Below are 1168 nucleotides of genomic sequence, written 5' to 3' on the forward strand. Positions count from 1 at the left end.
GATCCAGGTCGCAACGCCCGCGGCGGCGTTCCGCCGCGGCGACACCGTCTGGCTGGTCTTCGATACACCGAAGCCGATCGATGTCGAGGCGATCCGCGCCAGGGGCGGCGCGATGATCGGCGAGGTCGGCCGCGTCCCGCTGGAGAAGGGACAGGCGCTGCGCATCCGTCTCACCCGCCCGCTGGTCTACTCGCTGGCGAGCGAAGAGGTCGGCAAGGAGACCAATTGGCTCTTGACGCTGGCCGACAAGATCCAGACGACGCCGCTGCCGCTGATGATGTCGCGTAACATCACCGACCCCGCGCTCGCCAACATCGCGATCCACTTTGCCAATCCGGGCGTCCTGCACAAGCTCACCGATCCCGACGCCGGCGACACGCTCTATGTCGTCACCGGGCAGCGGCCGGTGCGCGGCTTCATCAAGCGGCAGGACCTCGTCGATCTCTCGCTGCTGGAATCCGCGCACGGCATCGCGGTCCGGCCGAACTCCGACGAGGTCGGCGTCGAGGTCGGCTCCGACAAGGTGATCCTCGGCAAGAAGGGCGGATTGACGCTGTCGCCGGTCGACATCTCGGCCGAGCGCGCCCCGACCGCGGTGCGCCCGGTCTTCAGCCCCGAAGGCTGGCGCAAGGGCCAGTCGGAAAATTTCGTGACGCGCCAAAACGAGCTGATGACGGCGATCTCCAACGTCGAACCGGCGCTGCGCTCGCTGCCGCGGCTCGATCTTGCGCAGTTCTACATGTCGCGCGCGATGTATCACGAGGCCAAGGCCGTGACCGAATTGATGTTGAGCGATCCGCTCAACAAGGAGGAGAGCGGCGCGTTGATCATGCATGCGATCGCCAGCATCCTGATCGGCCGGCCGGCGCAGGGTCTGAAGGACCTCGCCAATCCCGTGATCGGCAACAGCCACGACTCCCAGCTCTGGAAGGCGCTCGCCTATGCGCGCCAGGGCAAATGGGCGGACGCGCGCGAGAAGTTCAAGAACGTCGAATTCGCCATTGCCTCGCTGCCCCTCGACATCCAGCGCATCGTGACGATGGACGCGATGCGCGCTTCGCTCGAGGTGAAGGATTATGCCGGCGCCTCCAAGCGCCGCAGCGAACTCGAAGTGGTGGGTGTCCCGCCCGAGGCAGCGCCCGGCTTCGCCGTGCTGCGCGGCCGGCTC

At 66.9% G+C, this 1168-nt stretch carries 1 pseudogene; it reads left to right on the top strand.

Features of this window, described 5'->3' with window-relative positions:
* A pseudogene (locus MOV75_RS39000) lies at positions 1 to 1168 on the top strand (tetratricopeptide repeat protein); the annotation flags it as partial.

Origin of the sequence: Bradyrhizobium sp. PRIMUS42, from assembly GCF_023006515.1 — a bacterium.
Classification (GTDB): domain Bacteria; phylum Pseudomonadota; class Alphaproteobacteria; order Rhizobiales; family Xanthobacteraceae; genus Bradyrhizobium.